At 40.6% G+C, this 15,277-nt stretch carries 14 protein-coding genes and 1 tRNA gene; 7 read left to right on the top strand and 8 right to left on the bottom strand.

Annotated elements, in window-relative coordinates; genetic code table 11:
- Positions 1–51: 51 nt before the first annotated feature.
- Positions 52–693: a sigma-70 family RNA polymerase sigma factor gene (locus G4P69_RS26215; RefSeq protein WP_208340305.1), complete on the top strand. Its 642-nt coding sequence runs from the start codon at positions 52–54 to the stop codon at positions 691–693.
- Between the two features lie 121 nt (positions 694–814).
- Entirely contained in the window at positions 815–1,984 is a 1,170-nt protein-coding gene (locus G4P69_RS26210) for a tetratricopeptide repeat protein (RefSeq protein WP_208340304.1), read from the top strand.
- A 43-nt stretch (positions 1,985–2,027) separates the two neighbouring features.
- On the opposite strand, the gene G4P69_RS26205 is transcribed toward G4P69_RS26210, so the two are convergent.
- From G4P69_RS26205 to G4P69_RS26195, 3 genes are all read right to left on the bottom strand, one after another.
- Positions 2,028–2,801, bottom strand: a complete 774-nt coding sequence (locus tag G4P69_RS26205; RefSeq protein ID WP_208340303.1) for a hypothetical protein — start codon at positions 2,799–2,801, stop codon at positions 2,028–2,030.
- Positions 2,802–3,019: 218 nt separating this feature from the next.
- Positions 3,020–3,487 (bottom strand): DUF2267 domain-containing protein, encoded by a 468-nt coding sequence (locus G4P69_RS39500; RefSeq protein ID WP_310833665.1) that lies wholly within the window; start codon positions 3,485–3,487, stop codon positions 3,020–3,022.
- Positions 3,488–4,000: 513 nt separating this feature from the next.
- Positions 4,001–5,398: a sensor histidine kinase gene (locus G4P69_RS26195; protein WP_208340301.1), complete on the bottom strand. Its 1,398-nt coding sequence runs from the start codon at positions 5,396–5,398 to the stop codon at positions 4,001–4,003.
- 232 nt (positions 5,399–5,630) lie between these two features.
- Here G4P69_RS26195 and ppk1 point away from each other — a divergent pair, with 232 nt between their 5' ends.
- Both ppk1 and G4P69_RS26185 read left to right on the top strand, forming a co-directional pair.
- Complete coding sequence (ppk1, locus tag G4P69_RS26190; protein ID WP_208340300.1) at positions 5,631–7,847, top strand: polyphosphate kinase 1; 2,217 nt, start codon at positions 5,631–5,633, stop codon at positions 7,845–7,847.
- A gap of 529 nt (positions 7,848–8,376) precedes the next feature.
- The gene (locus G4P69_RS26185; RefSeq protein ID WP_208340299.1) at positions 8,377–8,781 is read left to right on the top strand and encodes a response regulator; all 405 of its coding nucleotides are present in this window, start codon (positions 8,377–8,379) and stop codon (positions 8,779–8,781) included.
- 212 nt (positions 8,782–8,993) lie between these two features.
- Here G4P69_RS26185 and G4P69_RS26180 read toward each other — a convergent pair whose 3' ends face one another.
- Entirely contained in the window at positions 8,994–9,176 is a 183-nt protein-coding gene (locus G4P69_RS26180) for a hypothetical protein (protein WP_208340298.1), read from the bottom strand.
- Positions 9,177–9,313: 137 nt separating this feature from the next.
- Here G4P69_RS26180 and G4P69_RS26175 point away from each other — a divergent pair, with 137 nt between their 5' ends.
- On the top strand, positions 9,314–9,856 hold the full coding sequence (locus tag G4P69_RS26175; RefSeq protein WP_208340297.1) for a DUF2854 domain-containing protein: 543 nt from the start codon (positions 9,314–9,316) through the stop codon (positions 9,854–9,856).
- A 203-nt stretch (positions 9,857–10,059) separates the two neighbouring features.
- Here G4P69_RS26175 and G4P69_RS26170 read toward each other — a convergent pair whose 3' ends face one another.
- Positions 10,060–10,359, bottom strand: coding sequence for a hypothetical protein (locus tag G4P69_RS26170; protein WP_208340296.1), 300 nt, complete (start codon positions 10,357–10,359; stop codon positions 10,060–10,062).
- A gap of 330 nt (positions 10,360–10,689) precedes the next feature.
- Positions 10,690–10,950, bottom strand: coding sequence for a chlororespiratory reduction protein 7 (locus G4P69_RS26165; protein ID WP_208340295.1), 261 nt, complete (start codon positions 10,948–10,950; stop codon positions 10,690–10,692).
- A 465-nt stretch (positions 10,951–11,415) separates the two neighbouring features.
- Here G4P69_RS26165 and G4P69_RS26160 point away from each other — a divergent pair, with 465 nt between their 5' ends.
- A complete protein-coding gene (locus G4P69_RS26160) occupies positions 11,416–12,456 on the top strand; it encodes a response regulator (RefSeq protein WP_208340294.1) in 1,041 nt (346 codons plus the stop codon).
- A 99-nt stretch (positions 12,457–12,555) separates the two neighbouring features.
- On the opposite strand, the gene G4P69_RS26155 is transcribed toward G4P69_RS26160, so the two are convergent.
- Positions 12,556–12,627: transfer RNA gene (locus G4P69_RS26155), tRNA-Thr, on the bottom strand.
- 37 nt (positions 12,628–12,664) lie between these two features.
- Here G4P69_RS26155 and G4P69_RS26150 point away from each other — a divergent pair.
- Positions 12,665–12,919 (top strand): DUF3493 domain-containing protein, encoded by a 255-nt coding sequence (locus G4P69_RS26150; RefSeq protein WP_208340293.1) that lies wholly within the window; start codon positions 12,665–12,667, stop codon positions 12,917–12,919.
- A gap of 125 nt (positions 12,920–13,044) precedes the next feature.
- Here the strand turns inward: G4P69_RS26150 and G4P69_RS26145 are convergent, their stop codons facing one another.
- Positions 13,045–14,742 carry a DUF1565 domain-containing protein gene (locus tag G4P69_RS26145; RefSeq protein WP_208340292.1) on the bottom strand — a complete coding sequence of 566 codons (1,698 nt, stop codon included), beginning with the start codon at positions 14,740–14,742 and terminating at the stop codon, positions 13,045–13,047.
- Between the last annotated feature and the right edge of the window lie 535 nt (positions 14,743–15,277).

Here is a 15,277-nt window from a genome sequence, read left to right as displayed (position 1 = left end):
ATAAAACCACAATCAAAATACTATACGATTAGTTTTTTATTCACGATCACCGTGCAAATCCCTCATTTTCCTGAAGCAAATCACCCACTCGTTAAGTCGCTGTTTCATCACAGTGACCAAGAACTGTTGAGTCTGTTTCAGCGTCACCCTGACTCTGGAAAGTACTTTACAGCAATTTTTTGTCGATACAGCCCGATAGTTTATACCTTGATTCAGCATTCGGCGCGATCGCCTGTCCAAGCCGATTATCTTTTTGCCCTTACCTGGCGACATATCCACTATGAACTTGGTGGATTAAACTTAAACGACAGTCAACAGACCAATGAAACCCTAACTTTGCAAAATTGGCTGATTAATATGACTGCTCGCAGTATTAACGACACTGAATTACCACCTACTGAAGAAATTCATTATTCTCTCAAAACCACTTCTCCACCCTTATGGTGTTATGTAGAACGGGCACTTGATCAATTACTACCAATGTTGCGATTAATAGTCTTGATGGCTCAGACTTTTCATTGGAGCGAAACGCGAATTGCTGCTTATCTACAAGCTGAAGGAGAGGCGATCGCCCCAGCCGAAGTAGCCAATTTTCTTCAACAAGGTTATCGTATGCTAGAGGAGAAATTACCAACAGATATTCGCGCTATTTACTTAGGGGAGAATTTACTAACCCCTGGCAACATCGTATAAATACTGAATATCTAAGTTTTAAAAATAATAAATTCAATAATATTTATTTTAAAAATCTCCTTCACCATTACCCTCCTTTTTTAAGAGGGGGTTAAAAGACGTAAATAAGGGGAAAATAAAAATGAAAAAATTGGTGTCCGAGCTAGGGGTTCGCTACCTTAACTTAGCAGGTTGGAGTAAAGGAGAAAAGTTTTTTATCCCTTGCGCTTTTCCCTTTAACTTCTTGGCAATCTACACCAGGCAAATTTTGGGTATCAGACGACTAGAAGTTGAATTGATCTTACCAAATCAATTGTTCATTCTATTTATTGCTTTTTTGTTGACTCCAACGGCAGTAAGTGCTGCTGATATTACTGAACAACTTCATCGTCCTCTAAATACCTTAATCTTGCAGGATTCAACGAGTGAAGCTGATAGATTGCTACGCGAAGGAGAAAAACAATACCAACAAGGAAGTTCGGATAAAGCAGTTGAGTATTGGTTAGAAGCATTGGAAATTTATCACTTTATAGGTGATCTTAAAGCACAAGGTCTTATTTATGATTTTTTAGGCAAGGGTTATCTCCAAATAGGTCGAACCAAAGAAGCTGAAGATGCCTTACGCCGACGGTTAGCGATCGCTCGTGATGTCAAAGACTTTCAAGGTCAAATTTTTGGGTTGAATAATATTGGCACGTTACTGCTACAAAAAGGAGAACCTGCTGCGGCTGCTCAAAGCTTTACAGAAGCAGTGAAAATTGCTGACTCAGTAAAAAATATTGAAGGTCAAGGCATATCTTTGAGTAATTTAGGTTTAGCTACCGCGAGGTTGGGAGATTATGCCAAGGCAATTAAATTTTATGAAGATGCTTTAAAATATCGTTATCAATTAGACGATCCCATTTCGCGAGCCAATACCCTCAACAATTTAGGAGATGCGTATCAAGCAACATCTGATTATCAAAATACAATTAGCGCTTATGGGATGGCACTACGGATAGCGAAAGATTCCCGTGATCATTTGAATGAACTAAGAGCAATTGATGGTCTAGTTGCTGCTCACAGCGCTGTTGGTCGCTATGAACGCGTCTTTGAATTGCTAAAACAACGCTTAACACTTGCTCAAGAGTCCGATAATCAACGCGAAGAGTTGAAATCCTTTGAAAGCTACGCGAATTTATATAAACAGCTAGGTGATTACCCAACTGCTCGCAATTTTTATCAAAGAGCAATCACACTTGCTCATATCCTAAAAGATGAGAAGCAAGAATTGTTATTGGTTGATAAACTAGTTAAAGTTTTAAAGCGTTGACCAGTAGGGGCGTACGCCGTACGCCCTCAGTTTGTATGGCAGACTAATTTAGAAATACGCCACCATTTTGTTCAATTCTCAATGCACTTCTATCCAATCCAAAATCAGTTGTTTCGCGCATTCTAAGTTGTAAAGTGCCTTGCTGAGAGGAGTTTTGAGGTGTCACCGTCAAAAGCCCACCATCTTGACGGTGGAATGTTACTGTTGCAGGTATACGTAAACCTTGCAGTAGTACATCTGACTTGCCTTCCAGTGTTCTCGATTTTGTATCACCAATAGCTTGGTAGGAAATAGGCGCATTTGTCTCATTCACCAGCCTGATAGAAACTTTGCCGTCTGTGGGTTTTACTATTGCCACGGCGGATTTTTGTCGTGGTGATGATGTTTGAGTAATAGAAGTTTGTTGACTGCTAGAGTAGTTTTGCTCTCCTGAACCTGTCGTAGATGACTGGCTAGTTTGAGTGGAACTGTAACTCTGCGACGTATTTTCGTTAGTATCTTCGCTTGGAAGACTACTCTGTTTTTTCTCCTCTTGTGGTGGAGTCGTTGGAACAGTATTCGGAGCAGAACTAGAGGCACTAGAACCTTGGGGGTTGGTTCGTCGTGTAAAATCGTTAGGCGGACAACCTTGAGGAACAGCAACTTGGTTGTTATGGGGTGGTTCGTAAAAAATCTTTGGGCAAGGATTAGTTTTTCCGCTGGGTTGTTGTTGTGCTAATGCTACTAGAGGAATTGATGGTAGCGCAATTAGTAACCCTCCGCAAATAATACCTAGTAGCTCGCCAGATTTTCTAAATTTTTGAGATTTTTTTTCCATTTTGACCTCTTTCAAAGATGTTACACTTTATTAATAGTAAAGAAATTGTTTATTATTTAATAGGTAAGAACTCGTGTCCCTGGTATCATCCGATTCAAGAAATGAAAGTAAACACGAGCTAAGAATACTTTTTCAGCCTTTAGTAGTAAAGGAACCTTCTTTGGTAACAGTTAAGTTCCCAGCAAAGATTGACCTTTCACTTAAAGACTTTGCTTGACTTATGCTTGTTCCCAAAGTTCACGAACGTGATCAGGTAACCAGCTAGCTATTTCCTCAATTCTTTCTTGCGACAATTCATCTTTTGTTGCAGAGAAGACTGCCTTAACTACTTGTTCACGGTTGACATCTGGTTGTAATCCGCCTTCATTTGCAACTCGAAATAAAAAGCGATCAGAATCAATCTTAAAAATACCAGGACCTTGCCAAGGTGGACGTACTCGGCTGAGCAATCCGACAATAGGATTTGTATCATGCCATAAATCGGCAATTTCCATTTGTAAAGCTTTATCTTCTGTGTGGGTTGCTTCTTTGTGCAGTTCTGATTCTACGTGATCAGCAGCTTCTGTAGTCATTAGGTCGCGCATCACTCTAAAAACTACTTCGGTGACGTCTCTAGCATCAAAAATATCAGATATGTGACCCTTCGCCATAACCTTTTCTAGGAAGGGTAAATCTTTTTCGTTTATTGCAACTGATGATGCTTTCTCTGAAGTTTTGTGAGCCTTGTCTTCAAGCCTTTGCAACGTTTGACGCCCTTGATCGGTTATTTCTACCTGATGAACACGACCATCATTTGTGAAGTCAGCATTGATATATTCATTTTGATTGAGGTAATCTAAATGACCCAATAGATCTGTTTCGGTTAATCCTGGCTCCTCTGACTCGATTCTTGAAAAGTCTACTTCGTGCTTACCTTGACCGGTTTCGTTAATGTTTTTAAGTAAATTGTAGACGACATCTCTTTGTATGGAAATTGGCATCTAACCCTCCACAATTGTTTTTATACATCAATAGCCGAAGAAAATTTTCCGATTATAAACTAGTAGTCTATATAACTACCGAGAGGAATTTTTATGAGCGGCAATATCAAACTCTTAAAAGCTTAATAATTGGCTCGAATCTTCATGCGTTCTTGTTAAATTTATTGAGTAAAGTTACTCAATTTCATCTACCACAGGAAACAATTCGTGATTACTTAATTAAGACTCTAGAATGATGGGTAAAGTGACAGTGATAGTGGTACCAATGCCTAGGGTGCTTTCCACTTGAATTTGACCTTGGTGATTTTCAACGATAGCTTTGGCGATCGCGAGTCCTAATCCTGAACCAGTGGTACTTCCTGTTACCGTGTTTCCTGATGTATGAGTGCGTGCAGGATCCACTCGATAAAAGCGATCAAATAAACGTGGTATTGCTTCTGCTGGAATGCCAATTCCAGTGTCAGCCACCTTAATTTGCATGGTACTGCTGTGACGCATCCCAGAAACACGATTTTTTGCTTCTACTCTTGTCAATTCGACATTCACCCATCCTTTGGCAGGGGTGTATTGCAAAGCATTCGCAATCAAATTCGTAAATAACCGCGCCAGTTGATCCCAGTCAGCAGTGAGTGTGAACCAATTGTCAATTAATTGGGGATCGCCCCCGCTCTTAGGAGGATCAATCAATTTTAAAGAAAGGCTAATCTCTTTTTCAGCAGCTAATAACTGCTGTTCTTCAACAACTTCCATTAATAAAGCATCAATCGGACAAGTAGAAAAGTTATCTTTACTGGTACCACTATCCTGCCGTGCTAAAAACAATAAATCATTCACTAACTTTCCTAGGCGTTGCGTTAACCGTTCGACCACCTTTAATTGTTGTCGATATTGTAAGCCTGTGGAATCCTCAACTTCTCTCCACTCTAAATCGGCCAAAGCGACTTGTACATTGGTTTGAATCAAAGTAAGGGGATTCCTCAGTTCGTGAGAAGCATCAGCCGTAAACTGTTTGAGGCGTTGATATGATTCATAAACTGGTTCCATTGCTTTCCCAGAAAGAAACCAGCCACTGGCAGCAACAGAAAGCACCATTAACCAAGTCCCCAGTGCTAAATCGAACATCAGTTGATGGCTGGGTTTTGTAACTTCAAACCAGGGATGACTAACACGCAAATATCCTAGTACCTGTCGCCCAATTTCCACTCTTTCTGTAACTTGTCGTAGTAATAGTGGAGTATGGCGGAGATTGTTGACTTTAACGGTTTCACCCATCCTGTTTGGGTGTATTGGAATATTGAGGGGTTGCGATAACGTTGACCAAAGTAATTTACCTGTGGGACTAAACCATTCCAAGTCGATATGGTCATCTTCTACAGTCTCATTATTATCCTGGAAAGTCGCTTCCACATTAATCCCGAATTTACTTAAGTCATTACTGGGTGACTCTATCACAAGCGATCGCGTAACGACTTCCACAACATGATTTAAAGTATCGTCAATCCGCTCAATTAACGTACTACGAACATATAAATAAACTCCACTGGCAAATAGCAGCAATAGCAAAGCTGTTACTGCTGTATACCAAAGAGCAAGGCGACGACGAGTAGCTTGGAACATATTTGTTATTTTAAGGAGGCTGAATAGACTAGGAATATAGCAATCTAGCAGGATATACCAGGAGAGGGAAAATTAAATGTAATCGATTTAAAGTATCCCTTATCGTTTATTATTAGGTTTATATACAACATGAAAGTCGACTACTTACAGACACAAGTTAGTAAGTAAAAATACTATTATTTTTATCCATTTCTAAGTCATGTCGGCTACATCTACCTAGTCCTTGGTCATTATGCCAAAACCTAAAAAGACTTCTAACAATCACATAAATCTCACAGAGCCAAAATACTATTTCAATAGAGAATTAAGCTGGTTAGAGTTCAATAAAAGAGTATTGCATGAAGCCTTCGATCCACGAACTCCTCTTCTAGAACGTCTCAAGTTTTTAGCAATCTTCACATCTAACCTAGATGAGTTTTTCATGGTGCGTGTGGCAGCATTAAAGCAACAAGTAGAAGCGAAAGTTACCCAGTTAACTTTTGACGGTCGCACACCGCAACAACAACTAGACGATATCAGTAAGGCTCTACGTCCCACTGTAGCTGAGCAACATAGATACTTTGAGCAAATCTTACGCCCTGAGCTAGCAGATCACGGCATCCATATACTGAACTACATAGATTTAACGGAAAAACAACGGACTTATCTTGACAATTACTTTAACGAGCAAATCTTTCCTGTTCTGACGCCTCTGGCTGTTGACCCTAGCCATCCATTTCCCTACATTTCCAACCTTAGTTTAAATCTGGCGGTTGTCGTCAAAAACCCAGTAACGGATGAAGAATTCTTCGCAAGAGTGAAAGTGCCTACTGTTCTGCCTCGATTTTTATCTTTACCATCAGAGTTAAAATTTGACAACAATGGAGAAGTAGTACACTGGACCGGTATACCTCTGGAGCAAGCAATAGCTCATAATCTCGAAAGTCTATTTCCAGGGATGAATATTCAGGAGTACCATCCTTTCCGCATTACCCGTGATGCTGACCTAGCACTGGAAGAAGATGAAGCTGATGATCTGCTATTAGCGATCGAGCAGGAACTCAGAAGACGACGTGTAGGTGGTAATCCAGTACGGATAGAAGTTCAACCCGAGACGCCGGAAGCAATACGTAACAGACTGTTGCAGGATTTGGAATTAGTAGATAGTGATCTATATGAAGTAGAGGGTCTTTTAGGTCTGCGAGATTTAATGTACTTTATGGCCTTGCCATTACCTGAACTTAAAGATCCACCTCGTCAGTCGGTGGTTCCCCCTCGTTTACAGAGAATTAGCAAACCTACGTTAGATCATAATCTACGGCATATAGAAGAAGGAAAAGATTTCTTTGCCATCATTCGAGAGCGAGATCTACTAGTACACCATCCCTATGAATCTTTTTCTACATCTGTAGTGCGCTTTATCACTCATGCGGCTCATGATCCCAAGGTATTGGCAATAAAAATGAGCCTTTACCGAACTTCTGGAGATTCACCAATTATTGATGCTTTAATTGCTGCTGCTGAAAATGGTAAACAGGTGGCTGTAATTGTAGAACTTAAGGCCCGATTTGATGAAGAAAATAATATTTATTGGGCAAGGCGTTTAGAAAGTGTTGGAGTTCATGTTGTCTATGGTTTGGTGGGTCTAAAAACCCATTGCAAAATTATTATGGTAGTGCGCCGTGAACAAGAGTGCATTCGTCGTTATGTACATATTGGTACTGGTAACTACAATCATAAAACAGCTCGAATTTATACAGACTTAGGGTTATTCAGTTCTCGTGAGGACTTGGGTGCTGATGTTACAGATGTTTTCAATTTCTTGACAGGATATTCAAGGCAAAAGTCTTACCGACAACTATTAGTCGCACCTGTAAATATGCGCGATCGCTTTAATGCTCTAATTCATCGCGAAATCGAAAATGCTCAAAATGGAATGAGCGGGCGCATTGTTGCGAAAATGAATGCTTTAGTAGATCCTGAAATTATTGCTAGTTTATACGAAGCTTCTCGCAACGGGGTACAAATTGACTTAATTGTGCGAGGTATTTGCTGTTTACGGCCTGGGATCAAAGACATTAGTGAAAATATTCGCGTTATCAGTATTGTGGGTCGATTTTTAGAACACTCCCGTGTTTATTACTTCTATAACAACAACGAGGAAGAAATATATATTGGTAGTGCAGACTGGATGCCTCGTAATTTGGATCGTCGCGTGGAAGTTATTACTCCTATAAAAGACGTAGATATTGCCAAAGATTTGCAAGAAATTTTAGGGATTATGTTAGCAGATAATCGCCAAGCTTGGGAATTACAGCCAGACGGTAGCTATATACAAAGGCGACCCTGTGAAGATTGTCCAGAAGCTAGCTCACAAAAGACTCTTACTTCTATGGCTTCAGGCGCAACTACCCTTGTCGCTTCTAATCTAATCAATTCAAAAAAAAGTTACTCTTACTTTGACAACTAGCTAAAAATAGCTTCTAGAAATCTTAAAATTGGCTTAAAAAAAGTTCATTTTTATCACAGCATGAACTTAACCCAAGATTCTTCGCCCAGGCTTCAAAATAGACGTAGGAACACGGAGGCGCAGAGAGTTGCGGTGTGATATCTGTGTGCGTTAGTATATAACATTTTATGACGGTCTCTCCTCTCTAGTTAGACCCTCGACCCTTTATGGGTAGTGCATTCTGACTCCTGACTCCTTTTTATTAAAAGTTATGACAATCGATTCATCTGTATCACACTTTAGTTCTTAAATTTTATTAGCAACATAAGAGCAAAAAATGTAACAAGCATTCATAACTAGCTTACTTGATTGGCACCCAATTCCCTCCCATGCATTATTTTTTAATATTCTGGAAAAACAGCAGCTACTTTAGAGCGAAATGACTTGATTAATAAATGCCAGTTATTCAACCATTAGATAGAGTCAATAACACCACTTATTCCCATAAACTGTACTAGTTATTGTTTAATAATTTTATTCATACACCTGGATGTTAATGTTGTCCTGTGAGCCTACTACCTTACGTCTATTATTGGTTGATGATCACGAGCTAACTCGCTTGACCTTAAAATTAGCTTTTTCATGCCAAGCAAATATTCAAGTTGTGGGTTTAGCGAGTAACGGTCAAGAAGCTATAGAAATGGTTAAACGTTGTCACCCCGATGTAATCGTTCTTGACTTACAAATGCCTGTAATGGATGGTTGGAGTGCATCTGGTCATATTAAAACAATCGCTCCAAACACTCAGATTATTGCTTACTCTTCGGTAGAAGATGCCAGATTCGAGGAAATAAGCCAAATGGGTACACTAGATGCTTTTTGCAGAAAAGATGTGCCAACCACTGAACTAGTTGCTTTAGTTAGACAATTGGGAAAGCGCACAAATACGCTGTAAAGCTGCCCAAACCCTAAGTATGACAAGGAAAAAGAACGGCGAGAGGCTAGAACCTTGTGCTTTTATGCTAACGCGTAGAGCGCCCACAGGTTTTACTACTAAGGAGATACCTCAAAGGTGCAACTACGAAACCGGAGAAGCAGAAATACAGAAGAAGGCTGAAAAGAGGTGTTTTATGTCCCTCTCTTCAGCCTTAGTCGTCTCACGGTAGCTTAATTTATTTCTGTTTCTGGAAAAGTCCGTTTGAATTCGTCAAATAACTCATCCATTTCTTCCAACGCCTGATTTACATCTACTCTTAAAGTTCCTAAGTTAGGTCGCTCCAGAAGCGTGAGTAGGTAATCGCGTTTACTTTGAACTACGGCAACTCTTTGTTTAATTGTCTGTTTATCCATTGCTTTATTGGCGTACTTAACTGTTCTTAACGTTAACGCAAAATCGAACTAAGGTGGATTCAAGCTAAGGATACTGACTTAGTTAGCATATTTTCTGATAAAACTGAAATATTAAGAATTGATACTAATCTAAGATCATGTTACGCCAAATTTCTTTGGGAACACTCGGTTTAACAATCGGTGGAGTATTAACGAGCATAGGCTTCGCTGCCTACGCTGCCAATAATGCTACGCTGAATCTCGTGGGTTTCTTTTATGGGTTTCCTCTCATTTTAGGAGGGCTAGCACTTAAAGCGAGTGAACTCAAGCCTGTGCCCTTCAGTCAACCTACAACAAAGTCAGTCTTAGAGTTACGTAAGCAGCAAGCAACTCCCACTCAAAAAAAAATTCGCACAGATATTACTCGATATTGCTATGGGCAAAAAGGTCATTTAGATAGAGCACTCTCTTTTCTTGGTCTTGGAGCTACGGACGATGACAGACCGGTCATTACTGGATTAAGAGAGACGGATCTCAATGGAGCTTATAGCTTGATTTTAGAGTTTGATTCCCCATCAGTACCAATCGATGTTTGGCAGAAAAAGCAAGAAAAAATGATCAACTATTTTGGCCCAAGAGTAGAGGTTAAAGTCGCGGAGGTAGCTCCCAATCAAATTGAATTGGCTCTAACTACCGTTTAAAATTAATCAACACCTGTAGTTACTGTCTACAAGAACAGTTAACTACAAGTTGAGCCACTCCCCCGAATTCTATTCGGGGGATTCAGGCGTAGATCCGCCAGGGATGGGTCAAACACCCCCTACTGATTTGGCTGAGGTCATGCCCCAGACTCACCGCTACTTTGCGAAGTATATTACTCGCACCATTAAGATCCGCGTTCACCTCAAAGCCTTGACCCACTCTTTGACATCCTCTCCAATTCCCGAAAGGATGAAAAAGCCTCGGCTACGCTGTTTAATGTTTGCTGTCCAGCCTGGGAATGCATGATCTTATAGTTTTCATCAGTCTTTAAATCACTGCATAGCTTGGCGTAGCTAACGGCTTTTTTGTCTAGGAAATACCTTTGACGACTCAGATAAACTCCTGTGTTGTACAGGCTGTTTGATGCCATACCGAGAATGATAAGTATTTGTTCTGTGATGGCATCCGGCTTGGTTAAATCTTTTTGAGTTCCTCTAACCATTTGTTGACGCTTGCGTTATACTCCTATTATGGAAGCGTATCAGGAGGGTGTCAAGTGGCAAGACAGAAAAAATTTCAAATGTGGTTTACTGATGAAGAGTACGAAAGCTTAAGGGCTTATGCACAGAGCAAAAGGGTGTCAATGGGGGAAGTTGTCAGGGATTACGTTAAACAGTTGCCCCAAAAGAGTACTCACGGGGGATAAATCACCTCGTGTCGGCTTTCATCCCCTAGCCTAAAGGCAGGGGATGAAAGCCTCCCGCACTATCTTGGTAAAAAGTTACGAAAAGAGGTAAAGGTTTAAAGCCTCGCCCCTACTCCCTGCTCTCTTTCATTTTTCCAAACGAACTGCATACCACTGTAAATATTGGCCAGGACCAAGATCCAATTGACAACTAGTATCAAGTAAGTATTTTACTTGGGCTTCAACAGAATCAAGCGATCGCAAATCAGTGGGCAAATCCGAAAACTTGATGTTTTTTAGAACGCTCTTTAGCTTTTCTGATAGCTCTGAGACAGTAAGAAATTGTTCTGGTTCATTTGTTTCTAGAACAACAAAGTTGTCTTGTTGATACATTAACGGATCTGGCATATGGAAACCTTAGTAGCTTTAAGAAAAATCTAAATTTTTTAAAAAATTTTAATATTTTTTATTTCAATTTCAACAAAATACTGTAACAACTATGTATAATTAAATACCCTATAGCAATTTTATTCATCACTTCCGTGTTTATAAAGTTTGTGACTTCAAATCTAATCGGTGAAAGCTATATATTTGAATTTTTGAACAAAAGTGCAATTACATGATAGATACAGGGAAAAATAAATAGTACTCTTAGCCAACGCTGCCTTTGGTATCACAAAAAGGCAAAAAATGCTTTTGCGTTCCAGATCGATTATCTATGCAGGCCACTAATCTACCACCAGTTACCAACATAACCATTGATCAGTCTACTATGATCCAGGGAATGCTCCTGCATCATATTTTGGAATTGATCGGAAAACCAATTTATTTTCTGATTTTACCTTATTCAACAGGATGCATGGAACAGAAGTCATGTTAGGGATACAGCCATTTTCTACTCCCAATCAACCTCCTGTGATCCTTGTAGCCGATGATGATAGAACTATGCGGGTGCTGTTACGTAAAGCAATGGAACAGCAAGGGTACCGGGTGATTGAAGTCAATGATGGTCAGCAATGTCTAGAAGCTTACTCAAATGTCAAACCGGATCTGATTTTGTTGGATGCTGTCATGCCTGTTATGGATGGCTTTACCTGCTGTAAACACCTAATTCAAATTGCCAAGGATAATTTGGCCTTAGCACTAGCAAACTTTGACTTTGAAAGTGAAGCTTCCTTCGGCAATCCTATAATCTCAAAGCTATGGGATCGTACTCCTATACTAATAATCACAGGTCTCGATGACCCGGATTCAGTTAACCGCGCTTTTGAGGCGGGGGCTAGTGATTACGTCACTAAGCCGATACATTGGGCAGTGTTTCGCCAACGAATACGACGGTTACTCCAACAGGCACAATTATACAAACAGCTGGAGGCTGCTAACCAGTCTCTACTGGAACTTGCCACATTAGATGGCTTAACTGGCGTCGCTAATCGTCGTCGCTTTGATCATTATTTAAACAATCAGTGGTTACATTTAGTAAAAGAGCAAGCGCCTCTATCACTAATTTTGTGTGATATTGATTTTTTTAAACTTTTTAATGATCATTATGGTCATCCTACAGGGGATATGTGTTTACAAAAAGTTGCTTCTGTTTTAAGCCGTACAGCGCAAAAGAAACAGGATTTAGTAGCACGCTACGGTGGTGAAGAATTTGCCGTGATCATGCCACATACCCATGCCGCTGGCGCAGTTCACGTTGCTGCAGCGATGCAAGCTGAAGTAAGAAACCTGCAAGTTGCTCACTGTCAATCATCTGTTAGCGACTACGTTACCCTAAGTGTAGGCGTAGCGACAACAATTCCCAGTTTTGAATCTTCACCAACAAATTTAATTTTGGCAGCAGATAAAGCTCTTTACCAAGCAAAATCAGAGGGGCGAAATCGCATTATACTCAAACAAGTGCCCTCTTAACTCAGTCCGTTTCACAATTTTATTGCTGAGCGTAAAAATAGTCCTGTACAAAAACCCAATTATACAAAACTTGAAAAAACCATACTAATTTGATAAAAGAGCCGATGGCGGGATTTGAACCCGCGACCGCTCGATTACGAATCGAGTGCTCTACCACTGAGCCACATCGGCATACACAACCTAGAAGTATAGCATAATTTAAACCATTATGGCGCAAAATAATTCTAAAAATCCTATTAAGCCTGAACAGTATGCCCGCCTTCGATCTGAAGCTGCAGCTCCCTACCGTGGGATAAGGAAGTTTATTTATGCCGCTTGTGGTGCCTCTGGCTTGATAGGGACAATCACTTTCTTTTCTCAGTTACTGGCTAGACGTGATTGGAACAATGCTTTACCTAATTTGGCACTCCAGATAGGAGTAGTTGCTTTGATGGTTTTCCTTTGGCGCTTGGAGAAGGAATGAGCACGGAGCTCTTAGCGGAGGGGCAGGGGAGCAGGGGAGCAAGGGGCAGAGGAAGAATATGAAGTCGCCAGTACCCAATGCCCAATGCCCCATGCCCAATGCCCTATGCCCAATGCCCCATGCCCCTAAGGCACTTTCACCAAATATGGTGAAGGAATAACTTGAGCTCGTCCAGCATTGACCATTGCTTGGTAAACAAAAGCTGCAACATCTGCCCTAGTTGCCTGACGATTAGGGTTAAGTTGCTTGACTGTGGGGTAATTCACCACTAGTTGCTTTGCAGTAGCAGCAGCTACGGAGCCAGTTGCATACTGGGGAATTTGGGAAGCGTCGCTGTAGATCGAAAGGACGTTCTGATTGTTAGCGCTTAAGCCCAAACCACTTGCTAAAGATACTAAAGCCTGTACTCGTGGAATCTGCTCTTGAGGTTTAAAGGTATGATCAGGATAACCAGAGACAAAACCACCTTGGTAAGCAGATTGAATAACTTGAGAAGCCCAGAAATTAGAGGGTACATCAGCAAACTCTGTGGTTTGACGCTTAGCTTGTGGCTGAAAAGCTTTGGTGACAATGGCAGCAAATTGGGCGCGAGTTACAGGGTCATTTGGTCTAAAACTACCATCGGGAAACCCAGCAATAATGCTCTTAGCCGCTAAAGCTTCGATATAAGTTTTTGCCCAATAATTTGTTGGTACATCCTTGAAAGCGACTGATCCGCCGCCTGAAAGCGGTTCAGCTTTGGCAAAGACAAAGTTTACTTGCCCCGCAATGCGTTTGGCGTCAATTTCGTTTCCAACAGCGGAAATTTTATTGGTCTTGGTAGCGTTATTAAGATCATAACGAGCGTTTTTGGTGATCAGATTGCCACCTGGATTTTCGTTTGTACCGAGATCAGGTAAAGCATTGACGGTTACAACTATTCCATCTTGCGTACTTTTCTGGATCACATTTTTACGCAGGATAGGCTTAGCAGATTCTGAGATGTAAATACCATCTTTATTATCAAGGATTTGGTTTTCCGCAACTAGGGGTGTGGAAGTACCACCAATTGCCAGTCCAAAACCTGTATTCTGGAACAAGTTATTACGAATTTCTCCTTGAGCTGATTTGGCTACTGAAACTCCATTACCCTTATTTTGAACAAAGACGTTATTTTCAATTTTGGGATTAGCTGTACCAGTTACAAAAACGCCGTCTCGGATACTATTGGTAAAGGTACTGTTTGTAATCGTAGGATTAGCCGATTCCACCCACACTCCGGTACCACGATTTTCCGGGTTGGTGACTGTTACACCTGTAATATTGCTATCTTTATCAGCACGAATAGTCACATTCTGACGGGCAAAAGTGGGACTGATATAAATACCACTTCCGCTAATTAATACTGACTGACCTTTAGTTGATTCATCTCCTCGCAGTGTGACACCTGGTTTAATTTCGAGGGGGAATTGCTCGCCGTTCTCTTTGCTGTATGTTCCAGGAGCCAGTTGAATAACTATACCTGCTTGAGCTTGATTAAGTGCATAGGTAATAGTTTTATAGGGAGTTGCTTCTGTGTAACCACCGCCCGTAGTGTCTTGACCTGTTTGTGGATTAACATAAATAACGCTTTTACTTGCAGGGACTTGAGCCACTGTATTTGGCAGAGTGCCTTGGTTATTAACAACACCAGCACTTACTTTAATGGGTGGCATTATAAATCCACCAGCAACAACTAATAAAGCAGTTATACTGACTGGAGAAGGCAGCCTAGATGCGAAGCTTTTGGTAGAAAGAATGCGATCTTTTTTCACTTGCAGAATCTGAAGTCCCTGACGTATCATGTTAAACTCGCGTCTATAATGTACTGAACACCGTACGTTCAACAAGGTGTTAATGGGAGCAAAGTAGCTTTAAACTCATCTAACTCCTGTGAAGAGGAAGTGAGATTTTGCTTTATTTCTCAGTAGTTATGTAGTTAATGTTCATTATTTTTCACCCTTGACTGCTGAGCAATCAATAGCTACTGGATGACACTACTCCCATGCCCAAGAAGGCTACGGCTTATCCGTCGCCTTGCTGTGATACCTATGCAAAACTGTACATGTATGACCTGAACTATAGCACTTGGGTTCCCTAAGTGAAAATATGGTTATAGCTAACCAACAAGCTGCTCTAATTTATATGCAGTCAATATCCTAGTATATTGAGATTAATTTAAATTTATTATTGTTTTTATTTTTTAATTTATTATAGTTCCCTTTTACATAGCCAAACATAGACAGGCTACTTTACAGGTCTTTAAGCAACACTGACGGAAGCATGTTCACGCTTAAAAGTCGGTGTTATTCGCCTCGGATGTACTACCAGACACCCTCT

This window comes from Aetokthonos hydrillicola CCALA 1050 (assembly GCF_017591665.1).
In the GTDB taxonomy this organism is placed as follows: domain Bacteria; phylum Cyanobacteriota; class Cyanobacteriia; order Cyanobacteriales; family Nostocaceae; genus Aetokthonos; species Aetokthonos hydrillicola.
The sequence above is the reverse complement of the archived record's forward strand: the minus strand, read 5'-3'. Positions and strand labels throughout refer to the sequence as shown.